The sequence below is a fragment of the Rathayibacter sp. VKM Ac-2927 genome, from assembly GCF_022815525.1.
Classification (GTDB): domain Bacteria; phylum Actinomycetota; class Actinomycetes; order Actinomycetales; family Microbacteriaceae; genus Rathayibacter; species Rathayibacter festucae.
Genome location: NZ_JALGRT010000009.1, coordinates 111,257 through 133,369, shown reverse-complemented (window position 1 = coordinate 133,369; position 22,113 = coordinate 111,257). Strand labels below are relative to the sequence as shown.

Here is a 22,113-nt window from a genome sequence, read left to right as displayed (position 1 = left end):
AAGGGATCAGTTTAACCGCGGAGGGATCAGTGCGGACGGAGACCGGAGCCGATGAGGTCGACCAGCCGGCCGGAGCCGTCGCGCACGCCGACGGACGCGGCACGGCGACCCATGTCGGCGAGGCGCGGAGCGTCGTGCAGGAGCGGCACCAGGTCGCTCGCGACCCAGGCCGGGGTGAACGCCGAGTCCTCGACGAGGAGCGCTCCGCCCGCATCGACGACACCGCGGGCGTTGAAGCGCTGCTCGCCGTTGCCGACCGGGTAGGGCACGTACACCGCAGGGAGGCCGAGCGCGCTGAGCTCGCTCACGGTGGCCGCTCCGGCGCGGGAGACCGCGACGTCCGCGGCGGCGAGAGCGAGGTCCATCCGGTCGCAGTAGGCCAGCAGCTGGTACCCCGCGACGCCGGGGTCGGCGATCTCGGCGCGGTCGCCGGTGATGTGCAGCACCTGGAAGCCGGTCGCCACGAGCGCGGCGGCGCTCGCGTGCACGGTCGCGTTGATCCGCCGGGCACCGAGCGAGCCGCCGGTGACGAGCAGGGTGCGGCGTGCGGGATCGAGACCGAAGGCGGCCATCGCCTCGTCGCGCACGGCCGCGCGGTCCAGCTGCGCGATCTCGCGGCGCAGCGGCATCCCGACGACCTGCGCGTTGCGCAGCGGCGTGCCCTCGAAGGCGACGCCGACGAACGGGGTGAAGCGGGCGCCGAGCCGGTTGGCGAGACCGGGCCGGGCGTTGGCCTCGTGCACCACGAACGGGATCCCGGCGCGCCGGGCGGCGAGGTAGGCGGGCGCGGCCGCGTAGCCGCCGAAGCCGACGACCGCGTCGATCCGGCGCTCGCGGAGAGTGCGGACGATGCCGTCGATCGTCGCGCGGAAGGCGGAGGGGAAGCGCAGGGCGGCGCCGTTGGGACGGCGCGGGAACGGCAGGCGCGGGATCACCGACAGCTCGTAGCCGCGCAGCGGCACCAGTCGTGCCTCGAGTCCCTCGGCCGTGCCGAGGACGAGGACCTCGTCGTCCGGGTGGCGCGCCCGGATCTCGTCGGCCGTGGCGAGCAGCGGATTGACGTGGCCGGCGGTCCCGCCGCCGGCGAGCAGGAAGCGGGTCATCGGGCGGCGGCCTTCTTGGCGGCGCGCGCGGCGGCGCCGTCGCTCGGCGAGGTCTGGTGGCGTGCGAAGGAGAGCACGACGCCGATGGCGAGGAGCGAGCTGAGCAGGGCGGTGCCTCCGGAGGAGATCAGCGGCAGCGGCACTCCGAGCACCGGGAGCACCCCGAGCACCACCCCGATGTTGACGAACGCCTGGCCGATCAGCCAGACCATGACGGCGCCGGTCGTGATGCGGACGAACGGGTCGGTGGACGCGTGGATGATGCGGAAGAACGCGATCGCCAGGACGACGAAGAGCGCGAGGACCACGATCGCCCCGATCAGGCCGAGCTCCTCGCCGATGATCGCGAAGATGTAGTCGTTGTCGGCCGCGGGCAGCCAGGACCACTTGGCCTTGGAGTTGCCGAGGCCGACGCCGAAGATGCCGCCGGAGGCCATCGCCCAGGTGCCGTGCACGGGCTGCCAGCAGGAGGTCTCGTACTGCTCCGAGCCCGAGCAGTCGCCGAGGAAGGACATGATCCGGGTCAGCCGGTTCTCGCTCGAGACCGCGAAGAGCACGGCGCCGACCGCGCCGACGAGCACGATCGGGATCAGCACCTTCATCTGCACGTTCGCGTAGAAGAGCGCAGCCAGGACGATGCCGGCGAGGATCAGGACGGTGCCGAGGTCGCCGCCGCCGAGGACGAGGCCGATCGAGCCGCCCGCGACGATCAGGACGGGCATCAGCGCGTCCTTCCAGTCCTTGGGGCCGCGGTAGCGGCGGGCGAGCAGCAGGCCGAGCCAGAGCGCGAGCGCGAGCTTGATGATCTCGGACGGCTGCATCGTGAAGCCGCCGATCCGCAGCCAGTTGCGGTTGCCGCCGACCTCCCAGCCGAGCGGCGAGAAGAGCACGAGCAGCTGCAGGACGCAGCCGGCCCCGAGCAGGAGGGGTGTCGCCTTCTTCCAGAAGCGGATCGGCACGCGCGACACCACGAGCATCAGCGGCACGCCGAGCAGGGCGAAGCCGCCCTGGCGGAAGAAGCCGCCGAAGGAGTCGTCGCTGCGCACGTAGGAGGTGACCGAGGAGGAGGAGAGCACCATCGTCAGCCCGAAGAGCACGAGGAAGAGCGTCGTGCCGAAGAGCAGGAAGAAGTTCGGCGATCCCGAGGCGAGGACGCGGGCGAGCACGATCCGCGCCGTGCGCAGTCCGCCGCGCTCCTTGTGCTGCTCGCCCTCGGTCGCCTCGGCGCGCGAGCGGTCAGTGCGCGAGCGGTCAGTGCGCGAGCGGCCCGGGCTGCGGTTCGTCGTCGGAGCGGTCATCGGCTCCCCCTCCCAGATACGTCGCCACGGCGGCCGCGAAGAAGCGGCCCCGCTCCGCGTAGTCGCGGAACTGGTCCATCGACGCCGCAGCAGGTGCGAGCAGGACGACGTCACCCGTGCGGGCGAGCACCGCGGCGGCCTCGACGGCCGCCTGCATCACCGCCCCAGTGTCATCCGGGACCACCTCGGTCACGGGGAGGGCGGGCGCGTGTCGCCGGAATGCCTCGAGGACCTCCGCGCGGTCCGCGCCGATGACCACGGCGCCGCGCAGGCGGCCGACGTGGGCGCCCACGAGAGCGTCGATGTCGACGCCCTTCAGCAGCCCGCCGACGAGCCAGACGACGGACGGGTAGGCCCGGAGCGAGGCGTCGGCGGCGTGCGGATTGGTGGCCTTGGAGTCGTTCACCCAGACCACGCCGGAGCTCTCCGCGACCACCTGGATGCGGTGCGCGTCGAGCTCGAAGGTCGCGAGGGCGCGGCGGACGGCGGCGGGCTCGATGCCGCAGGCCCGCGAGAGCGCGGCGGCCGCCAGCACGTTCTGCACGATGTGCGGGGCGGCGAGTCCGCGAGCGGCGAGCTCGTCGACGGTCGCGATCTCGATCGCGCTCGTCGCGCGGTCCTCGAGGAAGGCGCGGTCGCAGAGGATGCCGTCGACGACGCCGAAGTCGCTCGGCCCGGGGACCCCCAGGCCGAAGCCGATCGCGCGCGCGCCCTCGATCACTTCGGCGTCGACCACCATCTGCTCGGTGGCGGCGTCGGCGCGGTTGTAGACGCAGGCGACCCGGGTGTTCGCGTAGACCTTCGCCTTCGCGGCGCGATAGGCCTCGAAGGTCCCGTGCCAGTCGAGATGGTCGTCGGCGATGTTCAGGCAGGTGCTCGCGAGCGGCTCGATCCGGCCGAGGTAGTGCAGCTGGTAGCTCGAGAGCTCGACCACCAGGACGTCGAAGCCCTGCGGGTCACGGACCGCGTCGAGCACCGGGATGCCGATGTTGCCGCAGGGGGCGGCCCGCAGCCCGCCGGCGACGAGCATCGTCGCGGTGAGCTGCACGGTCGTGGTCTTGCCGTTCGTGCCGGTGACCAGCACCCAGTCGGCCGGGGTGCCGTCGGCACGGACGACCTTGTCGCGCACGCGCCAGGCGAGCTCGACGTCGCCCCAGAGCGCGATGCCCGACTCCCCCGCCCACGCGACGATCGGATGCGTCGGCGCGAAGCCGGGCGAGACGACGACGAGCTCGGGGTCGAACGACGCCAGCTCCACCGGGACGCGGTCGAGCCGCTCGGCCCGGTGCAGGCGCGCCCCGATCACCTCGAGCAGGCGCTCGCGCTCCTCGTCGGCGCGATCGGCCAGGACGAGCACCTCGGCGCCCAGCTCGGTCAGCGTGTCGGCGACGGAGAAGCCGGTGACCCCGAGGCCGAGCACGGCGACGCGGAGACCGCGCCAGTCGGCGTGCCAGCTGGTCAGCGACTCGGGGCGGGCGGACGAGGCGGGATCGGTCATGCCAGGGAGAGCCATTCGAGGTAGAAGAGCCCGACGCCGGCCGCGACGAAGATGCCGGCGATGATCCAGAAGCGGACCACCACCGTGATCTCGGCCCAGCCCTTGAGCTCGAAGTGGTGGTGGAGCGGGCTCATCAGGAAGATGCGCTTGCCCCGGGTGAGCTTGAAGTAGATCCGCTGCACGATCACCGAGCCGGTGACGATGACGAACAGGCCGCCGATCAGGATGACCAGCAGCTCGGTGCGGGTGAGGATGGCGAGTGCGGCGAGCGCGCCGCCGAGGCCGAGCGAGCCGGTGTCGCCCATGAAGATCTGCGCGGGCGAGGTGTTCCACCAGAGGAAGCCCACGAGCGCGCCGGAGATCGCCGCGGCGATGATCGCGAGGTCGAACGGATCGCTCACCTGGTAGCACTTGTCGGCCACCTCGGGGTTGAGCTGCGCGTCGAAGCACCACTGGTTGGACTGCCAGAAGCCGATGATGACGTAGGAGCCGATCGCGAGGATCGAGGAGCCGGTCGCGAGGCCGTCGAGGCCGTCCGCGACGTTGACGCCGTTGGACGTGCTGGTCACGATCACGCAGATCCAGAGCACGAACAGCCCGATGCCGATCCAGCCGAGCGCGGCGAAGTCGAAGGGCAGGTCGCGGATGAACGAGATCGACGTCGAGGCGGGCGTCAGTCCGTTGGAGTCGCGCACCATGATCGCGATGACCGCGAAGGCCGCCGCGACGATGATCTGCCCGGCGATCTTGGCCCAGCCGCCGAGCCCGAGGCTGCGCTGGTTGCGGGTCTTCAGGAAGTCGTCGATGAAGCCGACGAAGCCGAGCCCGACCATCATGAACAGCACCAGCAGCGCCGATGGCGCGAGCGCCCGGTTGCCGAAGAGCGAGCCGAGGAAGTATCCCGCCACGGTGGCGATGATGATGACGATGCCGCCCATCGTCGCCGTGCCGTGCTTGACGTGGTGCGACTTCGGTCCGTCCTCGCGGATGAACTGGCCCCACTGCAGGCGGTGGAACAGCCGGATGAACAGGGGCGTCAGCAGCAGCGTGAAGGCGCCGGAGAAGGCTCCGGCCAGAAGGAGTGCTCTCATCGGTGGCGCTCTCCCAGTCGGTCGCCCAGGAATCGCAGCCCGGCGGAGTTGGACGACTTCACCAGGACGGTGTCGCCGCTCCGAAGATAGCCGTCGAGCAGGTCGTACGCCTCGTCGGCGGTCTCGACGAAGACGGACTCGCCGCTCCAGGAGCCCTCGCGCTCGGCGGCGACGTGGATCCGTCGCGCCTTCGCGCCGACCACCACGATCTGCGCGATGTTGAGCCGGACGGCGAGCAGGCCCACGCGGTCGTGCTCCTCGTCGGCCCACTCCCCCAGCTCGCTCATCTCGCCGAGGACCGCGACGGTGCGCCCCTCCGGCTTCGCGATCTGGGCGAGGGTCCGCAGGGCGGCGGCGGTGGAGTCGGGGCTGGCGTTGTACGCGTCGTTGACGACCGTGACGTCGGCGCCGCCGAGCACCTGCATGCGCCAGCGCTCGGCGAGCGTGACGGTCCCGAGCGCGTCGACGATCGCGTCGAGCGGGACGCCGACGGAGAGCGCGGCCGCGGTGGCCGCCAGCGCGTTCATCACGTGGTGCTCGCCGAGGACGCGGAGGAAGAGCTCGGCGCGGGCGGCCTCGCGGCCCTCCCCGGCGCTGATCTCGACGGTGAAGCGGGTGCCCTCGGCCGTCGGCTCGATGTCCACGGCGCGGACGTCGGCCTGCTCGCCGTGGCCGAACCACAGCACCCGGGCGGCGGTCCTCGCCTGCATCGAGGCGACGCGGCCGTCGTCGGCGTTCAGCACCGCGACGTCGTCGGCCGTCAGGTCGGCGACCATCTCGGTCTTCGCCTCGAGGGTGCGCTCGATGCCGCCGAACTCGCCGGCGTGAGCGAGGCCCACCGCGAGGACGATCCCGACGTCGGGCTTCGCCATCCGGACGAGGCGGCGGATCTCGCCGACCGCGCTCGCGCCCATCTCGGCCACCAGGAACCGCGTCGAGGGCGACACCTTCAGCATCGTGATCGGCGCGCCGACCTCGTTGTTGAAGGAGCCCTGCGGGGCGACGGTCTCGCCCTCGCGCTCGAGGATCGTGCGGAGGAGGTTCTTGGTGGTCGTCTTGCCGTTGGAGCCGGTGACCGCGAGGACGGTGAGGTTCCCGAGCGCGCGCACGCGGCGGACGACCTCGGTCGCCAGGGCGCCGAGCGCCTCGACGGAGTCGTCGACGAGCACCTGCGGCACGTCGAGGTCGAGCGGGCGCTCGACGATCAGCAGGGCGGCGCCGCGCTCGACGGCGACCGGAGCGAAGAGGTGGCCGTCGGTGTGCTCGCCGCGCTTGGCGACGAAGATGCCGCCGGGCGCGATCTCGCGCGAATCGGTCTCGGTCGCGCCGTCGACGACGGTGCTCGCGTTCGCGGAGGAGCCGGCGAGGTGCAGCCGGCCGGAGACGGCCGCGGCGATCTCGGTGAGGGTCAGGGCGATCATCTAGAGCCAGCCCGCCTCGCGCAGGGCCTGCCGGACGTCGTCTCTGGCCGAATACGGCATGTGCACTCCTGCAATCTCCTGATAGTCCTCGTGGCCGGGTCCGGCGTAGAGGATCGCATCGCCCTCGTCCGCGAGGGCGACGGCCGCCCGCACGGCGGCCCGCGGGTCGGGGATCTCGTGGATCTCCCGGCCGGGCACGGCCTCGGTCGCCGCGCCGACGAGGACGGCGCGGATCGCCGCCGGGTCCTCCCAGCGCGGATGGAAGTCGGTCACGATCACGACGTCGGACAGCTCCGCGGCGATGCGCCCCATGTCGGCCCGCTTCGTGGTGTCCCGGTCGCCGTCGGCGCCGAAGACCATGATCAGCCGGCCGGGGGTCAGCGCCCGCAGCGCCTCGAGCGCGTTCGAGAACGCGTCCGGGGTGTGGCCGTAGTCGACGTAGACGCGCGGACCGCGGTCCCCGGAGACGCGCTCGGCGCGACCGGGGATGTAGACGTCGAGTGCGCCCTCGCCCAGAGCGTGCGCGATGGCCTCGAGGTCGAAGCCCGACTCGACGAGCATGACGATCGCGAGCGCCGCGTTGGCCGCCATGTACCAGCCGATCAGCGGGATGCTCACGACGACCGAGCGGTTCTCGGGCCCCTCGAGGCGGAAGGTCGTGCCGTCGGCGGTGCTCTCGACGACGGTCATCGACCAGTCCGCCGGCGTGCTCGGAGCGACTCCGACGACGGGCGAGCTGGCGAGCGTCGTCACGGGGATGCGGCTGCGCTCGACGAGCTCGCGGCCCCAGCTGCTGTCGACGGTCACCACGCCGCGGCGAGCCCGGTCCGGACCGAACAGATCGGCCTTCGCCTCGAAGTAGTGCGCCATGTCGGTGTAGTCGTCGAGGTGGTCGTGCGTCAGGTTGGTGAAGCCGACCACGTCGAAGACGAGGCCGTCGATCCGGTGGCGGGTGAGCGCCTGCGCGGAGACCTCGATGGACACCGCACGCACCGCGGACTCGCGCATCCGGGCGAGCAGGGCGTGCAGCTCGCTCGCCTCCGGAGTGGTCAGCGAGCTGACGACCGCCACGTCGCCGATGCGGCGCTCGGCGGTCGAGCTGAGACCGGAGACGACGCCGAGGCGGCGCAGCAGCGCGTCGAGCAGGTACACCACGCTCGTCTTGCCGTTGGTCCCGGTCACGCCGAACAGCGTCGGCGCGTCCTCGCGGGTGCGGTGGATCCAGGCCGCGACGTCGCCGAGGGCGGCACGGGGGTCGGGCGTGACCAGCACGGGGAGGCCGCTGCCGGCGGCCAGCTCGGCGCCCTCGGGATCGGTCAGCACCGCGACCGCTCCCGCTGCGGCGGCACCGGCGGCGAAGGCGGCGCCGTGCGCGGCCCGGCCGGCGACACCGACGTAGAGGTCGCCCGGCTCGACGCAGCGCGAGTCGAGGGTGACCCCGCTGACCTCGACGCCCTCGACCCCGCGGACGGGCCCGAGCGAGAACTCGGCGACGAGCTGCGCGAGCGCGCGGGGCGCCGGGTGCTCGGGCCGGAGGGAGGACTGCGGGCGAGTGTCGTGCAATGCCCGCTCTTTCTCTCGTGCTGGTGCTCGTGCTGGTTCTGGTCTGCTGGGTCGTGTCCTGGAGAGGGCGGTCACCACGTGGTGGGGTACTCCACCGGCGGGACCGTGGACGGCTCCACCCGGTTGGTCTTGAGCACCTGGGTCATGACCTGCTGGAACACGGGGGCCGTCGCCTGGGACGTGTTCATCTTAACCGGATCGGCGATGGTGACCGTCACGACGTACTCCGGGTCCTCCGCGGGCGCGAGGCCGGCCAGCGAGACGGTGTAGCTCTTCGAGTAGCCGCCGTTGCCGTCCGGCTGCTGCGCCGTGCCGGTCTTGGTGGCGATGTTGTAGCCGTCGACGTGGATGTCGTTCGCCAGCCAGCCCTCGTTGTAGTGGGTCTGCAGCATGTCCACGACGTCCTTCGCGGCACCGGCGGAGACCACCGGGGTCCCGGTGGTGTCGGGCACGTCGATCACCGAGCCGTCGGGCATGGTGCAGCCCTCGACCAGCTGCGCGGGCAGGCGCACCCCGCCGTTGCCGAGGGTCTGGTAGATGCTCGCCACCTGGACCGCGGTCGCCGAGACGCCCTGCCCGAACATCGTCGTGTAGTTGGTCTGGTTGTCCCAGTCCTCGGAGTCGGCGAGGAGGCCGCCGGTCTCGCCGGGGAAGTCGACAGCGGTCGAGGCGCCGAGGCCGAACTTCTTCAGGTAGTCGTAGCGCTGCGAAGCGGAGAGCTTGGAGCCCATCATCGCGATGCCGACGTTCGAGGAGTCCTTGAGGATCCCGGTCAGCGTGTAGTTCGTGGGCGTGTGCGCGAAGTCGTCGCTGAAGGAGGCGCCGTCCTTCTCGAAGGTGTCGGGGACGACGACCTGGCTCGTCGGGCTCGCGAGGCCCTGGTCGATCAGCATCGCCGCCGTCATCGGCTTGAAGGTCGAGCCGGGCTCGAACGGGCTCTGGAAGGCGCGCGAGCCGCGGTCGGCCGGAGCGCTCGCCGAGACGTTGTTCGGGTCGACGGTCGGGGTCTCGGCGACGGTCAGGAGCTTGCCGGTCTTGACCTCCTGCACCACGACGATGCCGTAGCTGCCGCCGACCTCGGCGACCCGCTGCGCGAGCACCTGCTGCGAGTAGTACTGCAGGTCGGCGTCGATGGTCAGCTCGAGCGTCCCGCCGTCGACCGCGGGGGTCTCCGCCACGGTGCTGCCGGGGATGCGGACGTAGTCGGCGCTGCGCTCGTAGCTCTCGGAGCCGTTGGCCCCGGCGAGGCAGGCGTTCTCGGCGTACTCCATGCCCTCCTGGGCGGCGCCGTCGCCGCCCACGTAGCCGACCAGGTTGCCGGCGACCGCGCCGTTCGGGTAGGTCCGGCCCTGCTGCGTCTCGAAGTAGGTCCACGGGATGTCGAGGGCGACGAGCTTCTGGTACGCCTCGAGGTCGAGGCCCTCGGAGAGGATCAGGTAGTTCGCCTTCGGGTCCTTCGCGACCGCGTCGCTCACGGCCGTGACGATCTGCGGGACCGTCTGCCCGGTGATGGCGCCGATCTCGGAGGCGGCCTGCTCGACGCTGACCATCACCTCCTGGCCGTCGGGCATCTCGCGCAGGAACTCCGCGACGTTCTTCGGCGAGGTCGTCAGCCGGTACCGGGTCGTGGCGTCGGCGAGCACCGTGCCGGAGCGGTCGACGATCGAGCCGCGGGTGCCGTAGGTGATGACGCTGTTCGACTGGTTCTGCGCCGCCTCGTCGGTCAGCTCGTTGGCGCGGACGACCTGGATGTCGACCAGCTTGCCGATGAACAGTCCGACGACGGCGGCGATGACGAGGAAGGTGACGGCGGTGCGTCGCCTGCTCGAACGGTGATGTCTCACGGCGCTAGGGGCCCTTCGGTGCGTGGTCGGAGCGGCTCAGTGCGTGCTCGGGCGGAGTCAGTGCGTGATCGGGGCGGGCAGCTCGCCCTGCAGCGGGGCGACCGCCGTGGTGGAGCCGGGTGCGGCCGCGGCGGCCGGCGGTGCGATCAGCGCGTTCGGCACGGCGGAGGCGGTCGCGGCGGTGCCGACCTCGCTCGCGGCGGCGGTGGCGGGATCGCCCAGCACGGCACCGTCGGAGAGGCGGAGGTAGACGGGCGCGGTGTTCGCGACCATGCCCAGGCCCTGCGCGGCGGTCGCGAGGTTCTGCGGCGAGCTGAGGGTGTCGACCGCGTCCTGCTTCTCCGCGTTGCCGCGGGTGAGCGTCTTCTGCTCGCCCTGCAGCGTCGCGATCTGGTAGGCGCCCTCGGAGAGGCCGACGCTGACCAGGAGCTGGATCACGATGATCGCGAACAGCCCCGCGACGGCGACGATCCCGTAGACGAGCTTCGGCCGGGCCTGGCGCGCCGGAGCGGGGACCGCCTCGATGCGGGGTCGCTGGGCCGGCTCGGCGGGCTGCGCCGGTCGTGCGGTGCTGCGGTCGATGACGGGGTCGATGACGGCGGTCGCGCTCATGCGGTGCTCCTGATCCTCTCGGCCGCGCGCAGTCGCACGGGTGTTGCTCGGGGGTTGGCGGCCTTCTCGTCGTCCGAGGCGAGCTCTGCGCCGCGGATGACGAGCCGGAACTCGGGTCGGTGCTCGGGCAGCTCCATCGGCAGGCCGACCGGCGCCGTGGAGGAGGAGGCGGCCTGCAGGGCGCGCTTGACGATGCGGTCCTCGAGCGACTGGTACGCCTCGACGACGAGGCGCCCGCCGACGGCGATGCGGCCGAGTGCGGCGGGGATCGCCCGCTCGAGCACGGAGAGCTCCTGGTTGACCTCGATGCGCAGCGCCTGGAAGACGCGCTTGGCCGGGTGCCCGTTGCGCTGGATCGCGACCGGGGTCGCCGCCTGGATGATCTCGACGAGCCGGCCGGAGCGCACGATCGGCGCCGACGCGCGGGCCTCGACGATCTTCTTGGCGTAGCGCGCCGCGAGCCGCTCCTCGCCGTACTCGTGGAAGATCCGCCGGAGCGCGATCTCGTCGTAGTCCGCGAGGATGCTCGCCGCGGTGAGCGGCGCCGACGCGTCCATCCGCATGTCCAGCGGAGCGTCCTTGGAGTAGGAGAAGCCGCGCTCGGTCTCGTCGAGCTGCAGCGAGGAGACGCCGAGGTCGAACAGTGCGCCGTCGATCGTGTCGATGCCGAGCTCGTCGAGGACGTCGGGCAGCTCGTCGTAGACGGCGTGCACGAGGTCGATCCGCGCGGAGTGCGCGGCGAGCCGGGCGCCCGCCAGCTCGAGGGCCTCCCGGTCGCGGTCGAGGCCGACGAGGTGGAGGCGCGGGAAGCGCTCCAGCAGCGCGAGCGAGTGGCCGCCCATGCCGAGCGTCGCGTCGACGAGCACGGCGCCGTCGCGCTCGAGCGCCGGAGCGAGCAGCTCGACGCAGCGCTCGAGGAGCACGGGCAGGTGCCGCTCCTCGGTCGGGCGCACGTCGGCGCGGGGTGCGTCGGCGCTGCTCGCGTCGTCCGCGCTCACGTCGGCGCGGTGCGCAGGGGTGCTCTCGGTGCTCTCTGTCATGGCGGTCCCGCCGTCCTGTTCCTGCCGTCCGATCCCCATCCAGCTCACGACCGGACACCGGGGAAGGTGCGTCCGGGCGCCGAGTGGCTGGGAGTCGCGCGGCAGGAGCTAGAACAGTCCGGGGATCACCTCCTCCTCGGTGTCGGAGAACACGGACTCCTGCTCGGTGAGGTAGCTGTCCCAGGCGTCCTGGGCCCAGATCTCGGCGCGATTGCCCGCACCGATGACGGTGAGGTCGCGGTCGAGACCGGCGTAGGCGCGCAGCGGCGCCGGGAGGGTGATGCGGTTCTGCTTGTCCGGCGTCTCGGCGCTGGCGCCGGAGAGGAACACGCGGAGGAAGTCGCGGGCCTGCTTGCTGGTGACCGGCGCCTGGCGGATCTTCTCGTGCATCGCCTCGAACTCGCGCTGGCTGAAGACGTAGAGGCACCGCTCCTGGCCGCGCGTGACGACGACTCCGGAGGAGAGCTCGTCGCGGAACTTGGCGGGAAGGATGACGCGGCCCTTCTCGTCGAGCTTGGGGGAATGAGTGCCGAGGAACAACGGACTGCCCCCACTTCTCTCCGGCCAAGGTTGGTGTGGGCCCCACAGTACTCCACTTCCCCCCACCCACAACCCTCCGAACCGTCACGGCGCGCCGGGACGGTCCCGTCGATCCGCGTCGTTCTGCGGATCCAGCACGGTGGAGCGCAGTGGAGGGGAATCGCACTCCCGGGGAGCGTCCGGGCATGAAAAAAGGGCCGATCCGTGAGGGTCGACCCTGTGGGTGGTGCGGGGTGGAGGACCCGCGCCGTGGAGCGCTAGGAGCGGCCGTCGCCGCGGTTGTCCCACCGGTCGTTCAGACGGTCCATGAAGTTGGACCCCTGGCGTCCGCTCGCGGAGCGCGGCTTCGAGGGCCGGCCCGCCTCCGGGATTCCGGAGGTGGTGGAGCCGCCGGGCGCGGGGCGCATCGCGACGACCACGCCGGCCAGCATCAGCGCGAAGCCGGCGACGCCCACGAGGGGCTGACGGACGATCACACCGGCGACGAGGACTCCCAGGCCGACGATGGCGAGGAGGATGCCGAGCACGAGCGCGCGGTAGTTGGTGCCGCCCCGGCCCTTGCTGACCGCCGCGACGAAGTCGGCGTCGTTCTGATAGAGATTGCGCTCCATCTCGTCGAGGAGCCGTTGCTCGTGTTCCGAAAGCGGCATCGGGACCCCTTCAGGGTGTGGCGTCGACCCGGCGGGGACGGCACCGAGGGTGGGCGGGCGGTCTGCTCGACCGGGCTGGTGGCGCTTCAGTGTAGACCGCGGCCCGCCGAGGCGCCAGGCGCCATCGGTGCATAGGCTGGTCGGGTGAACCACAGCACTCGTCTGGTCGATCGCGTCCAGTTCCGAATCGATGAATTCCTCACCGGGCGCACGCCAATTCTGCGCTCCATCGGAGAGGACGTCTCCGCCCTCGGCGACCTTTCGCGGGACTTTCTCAGCGGGGGCAAGCGCTTCCGGGCGCGCTTCTGCGAGGCGGGCTGGACGGCGGTCTCCGCCGTCCCGAGCGACGCGCACCGGAGTGCCTCGGATCCGGTCGCGCGGGTCGGCGCGAGCCTGGAGCTGTTCCACGCCGCGGCCCTGGTCCACGACGACGTGATCGACAACTCCGACACCCGCCGGGGCGCCCCCTCGGCGCACCGCCGCTTCGCGTCGCTGCACGCGGGCGGCGGCTGGTCGGGCGACGCGGACGAGTTCGGCCGCTCCTCCGCGATCCTCCTCGGCGATCTGCTGCTGGTCTGGTCCGACGAGATCTTCGCGGACGCCGAGTGGGCGCTCGAGGACCGCACCGCCGCGGCGCGGGCCCGGGCGGAGTTCAACCTGATGCGCACGGAGGTGACCCTGGGCCAGTACCTCGACATCCTCGAGGAGAGCGCCTGGGTGCGGCACCCCGAGCACGAGCACCTCGAGCGCTCGGAGCGCGTGGTCGTCTTCAAGAGCGCGAAGTACAGCATCGAGGCACCGCTGACCATCGGCGGCTCGCTCGGCGGCGGCGACGACGCCCAGATCGACGCCCTGCGCCGCTTCGGCCTGCCGCTCGGCATCGCCTTCCAGCTGCGTGACGACGTGCTGGGTGTCTTCGGCGATCCGGCCGTGACCGGGAAGCCCGCCGGCGACGACCTCCGCGAGGGCAAGCGGACCGTGCTGCTCGGCCTCGCCCGCGCAGCCGCCTCGGCGGGCGAGCGCGACGAGCTCGACGCCGTGGTCGGCCGAGCCGACGCGAGTGCCGACGACATCGCCCGTGCTCAGGAGATCGTGGCGGGCTCCGGGGCGCTCGACCGGCTCGAGGAGCGGATCGCCCGCGACGTCGGTGCCGCGCTGGCCGTGCTGCCGGACGCGCCCCTGCGCGAGGAGGGCCTCGCGGAGCTCCGCGAGCTCGCCGACCGGGTCACCGCCCGGACGGCGTAGAGCGGATCAGCCGGACCGGCGCGCTCCGGTGCCGGCTCGGCTCAGGCGAGCGCCTGGGCCACGCGGCGGACCTCGGCCTTGCGGCCGGCGAGCAGCGCCTGCACGGGGCTGGTGCCGAGGCTGTCCTCGTCCGCGAGCAGCCAGTCGATCGCCTCGTCGTCCGAGAAGCCCTGGTCCGACAGCAGGATCGCCGTGCCGCGGATCTCGCTGAGCGGCTCGCCGTCGCGGAGGAAGACGGAGGGGACGACGAGCTTGCCGTCACGGCGAGTGCCGAGCAGGTGGCGCTCCTCCAGGAGGCGGCGCACCCGGCTGACGCCGAGACCGGTGAGCTCGACCAGATCGGGCACGGTCAGCCATTCGATCTCGGGAGCGGACGGGGAGGCGGAGGCAGCGGACGAGTCGGTCACCCGTCAAGAGTGCCACGAGCCGCCTCCGCGTTGCACGCCGGTTGTCAGGAGCGTCTTGCCTAGACTCGTCGCGTGACCACCAGCCAGCTCGACCCTCTCCTCGGCCGTCTCGTCGACGGCCGGTACGAGGTGCGCTCCCGCATCGCGCGGGGCGGCATGGCCACCGTCTACCTGGCGCACGACCAGCGCCTCGAGCGCCGGGTCGCCATCAAGGTGATGCACGGGCACCTCTCCGACGACGCGACGTTCAAGAACCGCTTCGTCCAGGAGGCGCGCTCCGCCGCGCGCCTGGCCCACCCGAACGTGGTCAGCGTCTTCGACCAGGGCCAGGACTCCGACATGGCCTACCTGGTGATGGAGTACCTCCCCGGCATCACGCTGCGCGACCTGCTCAAGGAGCGCGGGAGGCTGACGGCCCAGCAGGTCGTCGACATCATGCACTCGGTGCTGTCCGGCCTCGCGGCCGCGCACCGGGCCGGGATCCTGCACCGCGACCTCAAGCCCGAGAACGTGCTGCTCGCCGATGACGGCCGGATCAAGATCGGCGATTTCGGCCTCGCCCGCGCGGCGAGCGCGAACACCGCGTCGGGTCAGGCGCTGCTCGGCACGATCGCGTACCTCTCCCCCGAGCTGGTCACCCGCGGCACCGCCGACACCCGCAGCGACATCTACGCCATCGGCATCATGATCTACGAGATGCTCACCGGCGAGCAGCCCTTCACGGGCGAGCAGCCGATGCAGATCGCCTACCAGCACGCGAACGACTCGGTCCCCTACCCCAGCGCGAAGGTGCCCTCGGTGCCGACCTCGCTCGACGAGCTCGTGCTCTGGGCGACGGAGCGCGACCCGGACATGCGTCCGCGCGACGCCGGCGTGATGCTGGCGCAGCTGCTCGAGGCCGAGCGCCTGATGGGCATCACGCCGACCGACCGCCGCGGCGCGGACACCCAGGCCGTCACCCCCCTTCCGGTGGCGGAGCCCGCCACCGCGCTGCTGTTCGACGAGGCGGTGACCGGGCACACCTCGGTGATCGAGGGCTCGCCGGCGGAGCTCGAGCAGCGCGACGACGACGACGCGGTCGCGCGGCTCGCGACGAAGCGCCGCACGCGGCGCCGCCGCGGCGTGCTGCTGACGGTGATCGTGCTGCTGCTCGCCCTCATCGGCGGCGGGACCGCGTGGTGGTACGGCGAGGGCCCGGGCGCGATCGTGAACGTGCCGGACGTGGTGAGCCGCTCGCAGGACGACGCGACGGCCGCGCTGGTGAGCCAGGGCTTCGAGGTGTCGCCGCAGCAGGCGAACGACCTGACCGTGCCGGCCGGGACCGTGCTCAGCACCGATCCGCCAGGCGGCCAGGGGCTGCACAAGGGCGAGGTCGTGACGCTGGTCGTCTCCAGCGGCCCGCGGCAGATCGAGGTGCCTGCACTGGCCGGTGTCTCCGAGGAGGAGGCGACGGCCGCGATCCAGGCCGCGCCGTTCACCGTGGGCGAGGTGACGCGGATCTTCGACGCCGACGTCCCCGCGGGCGTCGTCGTCTCGGCGTCGCTGCCCGACGGCGGCGAGCTGCCCGCGACGATGTCCGAGACGAGCACGATCGCGATGACGGTCAGCCTCGGGGCGATCCCCAACGTCGTCGGTCTCACAGTCGACGAGGCGACCGCCGCGGCGAAGGACGCCGGGCTCGCCCTCGACCGCGAGCGCGAAGACTGGAGCGACACGGTCGCCGCCGGCGTCGTCCTCACCCAGATCAACCCGGAGGCGCCCGCAACCACCGGCGACACCGTCTCCGTCGTCGTCTCCAAGGGCCCGCAGCCTGTCGCCGTCCCCAACGTCGTCGGGATGACCCGCGACCAGGCGAAGGCCGCGCTCAGCTCCGTCGACCTGAAGTGGAGCTACGGCCTGACGACCCCGCTGATCGACCAGGTGCCGGACGAGGTGACGAAGGTGACCAACCAGTCCGACAAGGAGGGCGCCCTCGTGCAGCGCGGCACCACGGTCCAGCTCTCGATCACGATCACGATCTGACCGCGGAGCACTGCTGCCGAGCGCGGCACGCCGCGTCGGCATGCCGCGTCGGCACGCCGCGTCGGCATGCTGCGTCGGCATGCTGCGTCGGCATGCTGGTCGAGTAGCCCCGCAGGGGCGTATCGAGACCCACCCACCTGACAACGGTGGATCTCGATACGCCCGCTCCGCGGGCTACTCGATCAGCATGGAGGGGCCCGCTCCGCGGGCTCCTCGATCAGCATGAACCGCCTCCGGCACACGACCGGCAGCAGAAACATGCTGGTCGAGTAGCCCCGCAGGGGCGTATCGAGACCCAGCCTCCAGACAACGGTGGATCTCGATACGCCCGCTCCGCGGGCTACTCGATCAGCATGGGAGCGCCCGCTCAGCGGCCTCCTCGATCAGCAGGACGGGCCCGCCCAGCGGGCTCCTCGATCGGCAGGGAGGGCCCGCTGGCGGGCAGCGGGCGGCTCAGCGCTCGCGCAGCTCCTCGGCGACGAGGAAGGCCAGCTCGAGGGACTGCATGTGGTTGAGGCGGGGGTCGCAGACCGACTCGTAGCGCGTCGCGAGGGTCGCCTCGTCGATGTGCTCCGAGCCGCCGAGGCACTCGGTGACGTCGTCGCCGGTGAGCTCGACGTGGATGCCGCCCGGGTGCGTGCCCGCGGCGCGGTGCGCCTCGAAGAAGCCCTTGACCTCGTCGACCACGTCGTCGAAGCGACGGGTCTTGTAGCCGGTGGGCGTCGTCAGTCCGTTGCCGTGCATCGGGTCGGTGACCCAGAGCGGCAGCGCGTCGCTCGCCTTGACCGCCTCGAGCAGCGGCGGCAGGGCGTCGCGGATCCTGCCGGCGCCCATCCGCGTGATGAAGGTGAGGCGGCCGGGCTCGCGGTCCGGGTCGAGCTTGTCGATCAGCTCGAGCATCGTCTCGGGCGTCGTCGACGGGCCGAGCTTGACGCCGATCGGGTTGCGGACGCGCGAGAGGAAGTCGACGTGCGCGCCGTCGAGCTCGCGGGTGCGCTCGCCGATCCAGATGAAGTGGCTGGAGGTGTTGTACGGCGTGCCGGTGCGCGAGTCGATCCGCGTCATCGGGCGCTCGTAGTCCATCAGCAGGCCCTCGTGGCCGGTGTAGAACTCCGTGCGCTTCATGCCCTCGAAGTCGGCACCGCAGGCCACCATGAACTTCACCGCGCGGTCGATCTCGCGGGCGAGCTGCTCGTAGCGCTGGTTCTGCGGGTTCTCGGTGAAGCCCTTGTTCCAGTAGTGCACGAGGCGCAGGTCGGCGAAGCCGCCCTGGGTGAAGGCGCGGATGAGGTTCAGCGTCGAGGCGGCCGTGTGGTAGCCCTGCACGATGCGGCGCGGGTCGGCGGTCCGCGACTCCGGAGTGAAGTCGTAGCCGTTGACGATGTCGCCGCGGTAGGCGGGCAGCGTCACGTCGCCGCGGGTCTCGAGGTCGCTCGAGCGGGGCTTGGCGAACTGGCCCGCCATGCGGCCCATCTTGATGACGGGCATGCTCGCGCCGTAGGTCAGGACGACGGCCATCTGCAGCACGGTCTTCACGCGGTTGCGGATCTGGTCCGCGGTCGCGCCGGCGAAGGTCTCGGCGCAGTCGCCGCCCTGCAGCAGGAAGGCCTCGCCGCGGGCCGCGGCGCCGAGGCGCTCGCGCAGCTGGTCGACCTCGCCGGCGAAGACGAGCGGGGGCAGCGCGGCGACCTCGGCGGACGCGGCGGCGACGGCGGCGGCGTCCGGCCAGTTCGGCTGCTGCTTGACCTCGAGCTCACGCCAGTAGTCCAGGCCGGCGACCACGGAGGGGGCGGCGAGGACGTACGGTTCGTTCGGATCGATGACCACGAGGGTTCCTGGTTCTGACGGGCGCGCGGCGCGCGCAGTGATCGCCGCCCGGTCGGACGGCGACGGTTGACGAGCTTATCGGCTCGGCGGAGCGTTCTCCGGAGGTGCGCGCAGTCGGCCCACCGGACCCGGCGCTGTGCGGCCGGCTCGGCGCGGCGGGTTCAGCGCAGCAGGGCCGCGCGCTTCTCCTTGACCGAGGTCGCGTAGACATCGAGGTACTCCTGGCCGCTCAGAGCCAGCAGCTCGTACATGATCTCGTCGGTGATCGAGCGGAGGATGAAGCGGTCGCCCTCCATGCCCTCGAAGCGGCTGAAGTCCAGCGGCTCGCCGAAGACGATGCCGATGCGCCCGAGCTTGGGCAGCCGCTTGCCGATCGGCATGATGCGGGCGGTGTCGATCATCGCCACCGGGACGACGGGCACCCGCGCCTCGAGGACCATCCGCGCGACGCCGGTGCGGCCGCGGTACATCCGTCCGTCGGGGCTGCGGGTGCCCTCGGGATAGATGCCGAGCGCCTCACCGCCGGCCAGGACGCGGAGCCCCGTGTTCAGCGAGGCCTCGGACGCCTTGCCACCGGAGCGGTCGATCGGCAGCATGCCGGTGGCGGTGAAGAAGAGCTTCGTCGCCCAGCCCTTCAGGCCCTTGCCGGTGAAGTAGTCGCTCTTGGCGAGGAAGACCATGTTGCGCTCGATCACCAGCGGGAGGAACACCGAGTCGATGAAGGAGAGGTGGTTGCTCGCCAGGATGACGCCGCCGGTGGCCGGGACGCGGTCGGCGCCGACCACCCAGGGCCGGAAGATCGTCTTGAGCAGGGGCCCCGCGACGATGTGCTTCATGAACCAGTAGAACAAGGGGCGCTCCTCAGCGGTCCGCGACCGGGGTCACAGCGAGCTCGCGTGCAGGCGGGCGAGGTCGGCGGCGCCGACGACCCCCGCGTCGTTGACGAGCTCCGCGATGCGGAACTCGGGTTCGGGGTGGTACCCCCGGGCGGGCAGGTTGTCGAGGTAGGCCTGGCGGATCGGGTCGAGCAGCAGGTCGCCGGCCTGCGCCACTCCCCCGCCGATCACGAACATCTGCGGGTCGAGGACCGCGCTCAGGCTCGCCGCCGCCTCGCCGAGCCAGTGGCCGAGCTGGCGGAGGGCCGCGAGGGCGCCCAGGTCGCCGGCGCTGATCAGCTCGGCGATGACGCCGCCGTCGAGCTCGCCGCCGTTCCTCGCACGCGCGTCGGCGATGCCCTGGCCGATCCCGCCGGCGTCGGCGAGCTCGGCGGCGAAGCGCTGCAGTGCGCGGCCGGAGCCGTACTGCTCGATGCAGCCGCGAGCACCGCAGCCGCAGGGCAGGCCGCCGGGGACGACCCGCATGTGGCCGATCTCCGCCGCCGCGCCGAAGCCGCCGCGCAGGAGCCGGTCGTTGATGACGATCGCGCCGCCGACGCCGGTGCCGATCGTGAGCATCAGCATGTCGCTCACCAGTCGGCCGGCGCCGTAGCGGAACTCGGCCCAGCCGGCCGCGTTGGCGTCGTTCTCGATGATGATCGGCAGGTCGATCCGCGCCGAGAGCTTCTCGCGGAAGGGCTCGTTGCGCCAGTTGATGTTGGGGGCGTAGTAGACGATCGACTGCGAGGCGTCGATGAAGCCGGCCGCGGCGACGCCGACAGCGGAGACGTCGCCGGCGGGCAGGCCCTCGCGCAGGCGCGCCACCATCTCGACGACGACGTCGACGATGAGCTCGGGATGACCGGCGGGCGTCGGCTGGCGGTCCTCGCGGACGATGCCGCCGAACTCGTCGACCAGCGCTCCCGCGATCTTCGTGCCGCCGATGTCGATACCGATCGCGTGCACGCGAACCGCCTTCCGCTAGCCTCCGACGCCGCTGCGCCGCGGGTCCGCCCTGGAGCGGCGGCCACATCGAGTGTAGTGACCCGCCGAGAACCGACGTGCGGATCGTTATCCTGAGTGGATACACAGTCGGGATGCGCCGGTAGGCTGGACCCGACAATCATTCAGGTACCGAAGGAGTTGCCGTGGAGCAGTTCGATTCCCCCCTCGTGGTCGCGCCGGATCCGCAGGCCAACACGACGGCGCTGCTGCTCGACCGTGTGCGGGAGACGCCCGACCGGGCGCTCTTCGCCCTCCCCGAGGCCGGCGGCTGGCGCGACGTCACCGCCCGCGAGTTCCTCGACCAGGTGACCGCGCTCGCGAAGGGACTGATCGCGGCGGGAATCGAGCCCGGCGACAAGGTCGGCCTGATCTGCAAGACCCGCTACGAGTGGACGCTGATCGACTTCGCCGTCTGGTTCGCGGGCGGCGTCCTCGTGCCGGTGTACGAGACCTCCTCCCCCGCGCAGGTGCAGTGGAACCTGTTCGACTCCGGAGCGCGGGCCGTCATCGTCGAGACGGCGGACCACTTCGCCCGCTTCGACGAGGTCCGCCCGGATCTCCCGGACGTCCGGCTCGCCTGGCAGATCGGCCTGGGCGACCTCGACAAGCTGGCCGCGCGCGGGGTGGACGTGCCGGACGCCGAGATCGAGCGCCGCCGCTCGATCGCCACCGGTGCGGACATCGCGACGATCATCTACACCTCCGGCTCGACCGGCCGCCCCAAGGGCTGCATCATCCGGCACTCCAACTTCGTCGAGCTGAGCCGCAACTCCGCGGTCGCGCTCACGGAGCTGATCCACCAGCCGGGCGCCTCGACGCTCCTCTTCATCACGACCGCGCACGTGTTCGCCCGCTTCATCGCGATCCTCTGCGTCCACGGCGGGGTCAAGGTCGGGCACCAGGCCGACACGAAGCAGCTGCTCCCCTCGCTCGGCTCGTTCAAGCCGACGTTCCTGCTGGCCGTGCCGCGCGTGTTCGAGAAGGTCTACAACTCGGCGGAGCAGAAGGCCGAGGCCGGCGGCAAGGGCAGGATCTTCCGGCGCGCGGCCGATGTCGCCGTCGCCCACTCGATCGCCGTCGAGGCCGGCTCGGTGCCGCTCGCGCTGAAGCTGCAGTTCCTGCTCTTCGACCGGCTCGTCTACTCGAAGCTGCGCACGGCGATGGGCGGCAACGTCCGCTTCGCGGTGTCCGGATCGGCACCGCTCGGCGACCGGCTGGGCCACTTCTTCCACAGCCTCGGCATCAAGATCCTCGAGGGCTACGGGCTCACCGAGACGACGGCGCCCGCGACGGTCAACCGGACCGAGCGGTTCAAGATCGGCTCGGTCGGCCCGGCGATGCCCGGCTGCTCCATCCGGATCGCAGCGGACGGCGAGATCCAGGTGCGCGGGATCGACGTCTTCGGCGGCTACTGGAACGACGAGAAGGCGACGGCCGAGGCCTTCGACGGCGAGTGGTTCAAGACCGGCGACCTCGGCTCGCTCGACGAGGAGGGCTACCTCCGCGTCACCGGGCGCAAGAAGGAGATCATCGTCACCGCGGGCGGCAAGAACGTCGCGCCGGCCGCGCTCGAGGACCCGATCCGCGCCAACCCGCTCGTCGGCCAGGTCGTCGTCGTCGGCGACCAGCGCCCGTTCATCGCGGCGCTGGTGACCCTGGACCCCGAGATGCTGCCGACCTGGCTCGCGAACAACGGCCAGGACGCGAAGCTCTCGCTCGATCAGGCGGCCGTGAACCCGGCCGTCCTCGCGGAGGTGCAGCGCGCCGTCGACGCCGCGAACGCCCGCGTCTCGCGCGCCGAGTCGATCCGCAAGTTCGTGATCCTGCCGACCGAGTTCACCGAGGCGAGCGGCCACCTCACCCCGAAGATGAGCATCAAGCGGAACGTCATCCTCGACGACTTCGCCGCGACCATTAGCAGCGTCTACAGCGCCGCCCCCGCCACCGAGGGCATCAGCCTCCGCTGACTGGTCCACGTCTGCACCACGGTGGATCTCGATACGCCCGCTCCGCGGCCTACTCGATCAGCATGGGCACACTCATGCTGGTCGAGTAGCCCCGCAGGGGCGTAT

The 22,113-nt window shown here is 71.7% G+C and carries 18 protein-coding genes; 3 read left to right on the top strand and 15 right to left on the bottom strand.

The window, feature by feature from the left end:
• Positions 1–26: 26 nt before the first annotated feature.
• The 11 genes from murG to MT353_RS20955 form a co-directional block, all read right to left on the bottom strand.
• Positions 27–1,103: an undecaprenyldiphospho-muramoylpentapeptide beta-N-acetylglucosaminyltransferase gene (gene murG, locus MT353_RS21005; protein WP_243625830.1), complete on the bottom strand. Its 1,077-nt coding sequence runs from the start codon at positions 1,101–1,103 to the stop codon at positions 27–29.
• Positions 1,100–2,401, bottom strand: a complete 1,302-nt coding sequence (gene ftsW, locus MT353_RS21000; protein WP_243625829.1) for a putative lipid II flippase FtsW — start codon at positions 2,399–2,401, stop codon at positions 1,100–1,102. Before ftsW ends, murG begins: the two co-directional genes overlap by 4 nt.
• Positions 2,355–3,899: a UDP-N-acetylmuramoyl-L-alanine--D-glutamate ligase gene (gene murD / locus MT353_RS20995; RefSeq protein ID WP_243625828.1), complete on the bottom strand. Its 1,545-nt coding sequence runs from the start codon at positions 3,897–3,899 to the stop codon at positions 2,355–2,357. Before murD ends, ftsW begins: the two co-directional genes overlap by 47 nt.
• Positions 3,896–4,990, bottom strand: a complete 1,095-nt coding sequence (gene mraY / locus MT353_RS20990; protein WP_123446135.1) for a phospho-N-acetylmuramoyl-pentapeptide-transferase — start codon at positions 4,988–4,990, stop codon at positions 3,896–3,898. The genes murD and mraY overlap by 4 nt, the downstream gene beginning before the upstream one ends.
• On the bottom strand, positions 4,987–6,411 hold the full coding sequence (murF, locus tag MT353_RS20985) for a UDP-N-acetylmuramoyl-tripeptide--D-alanyl-D-alanine ligase (protein WP_123446134.1): 1,425 nt from the start codon (positions 6,409–6,411) through the stop codon (positions 4,987–4,989). Before murF ends, mraY begins: the two co-directional genes overlap by 4 nt.
• Positions 6,412–7,974, bottom strand: a complete 1,563-nt coding sequence (locus MT353_RS20980; RefSeq protein ID WP_123735893.1) for a Mur ligase family protein — start codon at positions 7,972–7,974, stop codon at positions 6,412–6,414. It lies immediately after the preceding gene.
• A gap of 71 nt (positions 7,975–8,045) precedes the next feature.
• Positions 8,046–9,818 (bottom strand): penicillin-binding protein 2, encoded by a 1,773-nt coding sequence (locus MT353_RS20975; RefSeq protein ID WP_243599891.1) that lies wholly within the window; start codon positions 9,816–9,818, stop codon positions 8,046–8,048.
• Between the two features lie 57 nt (positions 9,819–9,875).
• The gene (locus MT353_RS20970) at positions 9,876–10,430 is read right to left on the bottom strand and encodes a hypothetical protein (protein ID WP_123735894.1); all 555 of its coding nucleotides are present in this window, start codon (positions 10,428–10,430) and stop codon (positions 9,876–9,878) included.
• Positions 10,427–11,470: a 16S rRNA (cytosine(1402)-N(4))-methyltransferase RsmH gene (gene rsmH / locus MT353_RS20965; protein WP_243625827.1), complete on the bottom strand. Its 1,044-nt coding sequence runs from the start codon at positions 11,468–11,470 to the stop codon at positions 10,427–10,429. The genes MT353_RS20970 and rsmH overlap by 4 nt, the downstream gene beginning before the upstream one ends.
• A gap of 108 nt (positions 11,471–11,578) precedes the next feature.
• Complete coding sequence (gene mraZ, locus MT353_RS20960) at positions 11,579–12,010, bottom strand: division/cell wall cluster transcriptional repressor MraZ (RefSeq protein WP_123446130.1); 432 nt, start codon at positions 12,008–12,010, stop codon at positions 11,579–11,581.
• 257 nt (positions 12,011–12,267) lie between these two features.
• On the bottom strand, positions 12,268–12,660 hold the full coding sequence (locus tag MT353_RS20955; protein WP_123704544.1) for a DUF3040 domain-containing protein: 393 nt from the start codon (positions 12,658–12,660) through the stop codon (positions 12,268–12,270).
• A 144-nt stretch (positions 12,661–12,804) separates the two neighbouring features.
• Here MT353_RS20955 and MT353_RS20950 point away from each other — a divergent pair, with 144 nt between their 5' ends.
• Positions 12,805–13,905 carry a polyprenyl synthetase family protein gene (locus MT353_RS20950; protein WP_243625826.1) on the top strand — a complete coding sequence of 367 codons (1,101 nt, stop codon included), beginning with the start codon at positions 12,805–12,807 and terminating at the stop codon, positions 13,903–13,905.
• Between the two features lie 41 nt (positions 13,906–13,946).
• Here the strand turns inward: MT353_RS20950 and MT353_RS20945 are convergent, their stop codons facing one another.
• On the bottom strand, positions 13,947–14,312 hold the full coding sequence (locus MT353_RS20945; protein ID WP_243599887.1) for an Rv2175c family DNA-binding protein: 366 nt from the start codon (positions 14,310–14,312) through the stop codon (positions 13,947–13,949).
• Positions 14,313–14,384: 72 nt separating this feature from the next.
• On the opposite strand from MT353_RS20945, the gene pknB reads away from it, so the two are divergent.
• A complete protein-coding gene (gene pknB / locus MT353_RS20940; RefSeq protein WP_243599886.1) occupies positions 14,385–16,334 on the top strand; it encodes a Stk1 family PASTA domain-containing Ser/Thr kinase in 1,950 nt (649 codons plus the stop codon).
• A gap of 453 nt (positions 16,335–16,787) precedes the next feature.
• Here the strand turns inward: pknB and MT353_RS20935 are convergent, their stop codons facing one another.
• From MT353_RS20935 to MT353_RS20925, 3 genes are all read right to left on the bottom strand, one after another.
• On the bottom strand, positions 16,788–18,116 hold the full coding sequence (locus tag MT353_RS20935; RefSeq protein WP_123446548.1) for a class II 3-deoxy-7-phosphoheptulonate synthase: 1,329 nt from the start codon (positions 18,114–18,116) through the stop codon (positions 16,788–16,790).
• Positions 18,117–18,322: 206 nt separating this feature from the next.
• Positions 18,323–19,012, bottom strand: a complete 690-nt coding sequence (locus MT353_RS20930) for a 1-acyl-sn-glycerol-3-phosphate acyltransferase (protein WP_123735898.1) — start codon at positions 19,010–19,012, stop codon at positions 18,323–18,325.
• Between the two features lie 30 nt (positions 19,013–19,042).
• Positions 19,043–20,002 carry an ROK family glucokinase gene (locus MT353_RS20925; protein ID WP_123446125.1) on the bottom strand — a complete coding sequence of 320 codons (960 nt, stop codon included), beginning with the start codon at positions 20,000–20,002 and terminating at the stop codon, positions 19,043–19,045.
• A gap of 182 nt (positions 20,003–20,184) precedes the next feature.
• Here MT353_RS20925 and MT353_RS20920 point away from each other — a divergent pair, with 182 nt between their 5' ends.
• Positions 20,185–22,008, top strand: a complete 1,824-nt coding sequence (locus tag MT353_RS20920) for a long-chain fatty acid--CoA ligase (protein ID WP_243625825.1) — start codon at positions 20,185–20,187, stop codon at positions 22,006–22,008.
• Positions 22,009–22,113: the final 105 nt, after the last annotated feature.

Bases quoted from the DNA above. Each gene is read 5' to 3' on its own strand.
- ftsW (WP_243625829.1), bottom strand. From the start codon at position 2,401: ATGACCGCTCCGACGACGAACCGCAGCCCGGGCCGCTCGCGCACTGAC.
- MT353_RS20955 (WP_123704544.1), bottom strand. From the start codon at position 12,660: ATGCCGCTTTCGGAACACGAGCAACGGCTCCTCGACGAGATGGAGCGC.
- mraY (WP_123446135.1), bottom strand. From the start codon at position 4,990: ATGAGAGCACTCCTTCTGGCCGGAGCCTTCTCCGGCGCCTTCACGCTG.
- rsmH (WP_243625827.1), bottom strand. From the start codon at position 11,470: ATGACAGAGAGCACCGAGAGCACCCCTGCGCACCGCGCCGACGTGAGC.
- murD (WP_243625828.1), bottom strand. From the start codon at position 3,899: ATGACCGATCCCGCCTCGTCCGCCCGCCCCGAGTCGCTGACCAGCTGG.
- murG (WP_243625830.1), bottom strand. From the start codon at position 1,103: ATGACCCGCTTCCTGCTCGCCGGCGGCGGGACCGCCGGCCACGTCAAT.
- murF (WP_123446134.1), bottom strand. From the start codon at position 6,411: ATGATCGCCCTGACCCTCACCGAGATCGCCGCGGCCGTCTCCGGCCGG.
- MT353_RS20970 (WP_123735894.1), bottom strand. From the start codon at position 10,430: ATGAGCGCGACCGCCGTCATCGACCCCGTCATCGACCGCAGCACCGCA.